1 pseudogene is annotated in these 290 nt (G+C 46.9%); it reads left to right on the forward strand.

Annotation, left to right across the window (positions count from 1 at the left end):
- Positions 1-14: 14 nt before the first annotated feature.
- Positions 15-290 (forward strand): annotated as a pseudogene (locus P0G09_RS20245) (hypothetical protein); the annotation flags it as partial.

Raw genomic sequence — 290 nt, forward strand, 5'->3', positions numbered from 1 at the left:
CGGGAGGATAGAAGATGAACTACTATTTTTCCATGCGAAGTGCGAACCGTCTGCGCGTAAAACTGCTCAACAGCAAAAGCCAGGAGCAAATCAGAGAGGTTATTCGATATCTGCGGCGTACCAGTTGGGATGAGTGCGGCGTAGAGCTGATATACAGTGACCTGATTGATATGGCGGTGCAGGCCAATGAGAATGGGCAGGAACTATTCAACGTGATTGAGGATGCAAAAACCTTTGCTGAGGAGGTTAAGTCAAGCCTTAAAACTTTGAGGACTGGAGATTATTTCTGG

This window comes from Faecalibacterium sp. DFI.5.82 (genome assembly GCF_029076575.1).
Classification (GTDB): domain Bacteria; phylum Bacillota; class Clostridia; order Oscillospirales; family Ruminococcaceae; genus Faecalibacterium; species Faecalibacterium duncaniae.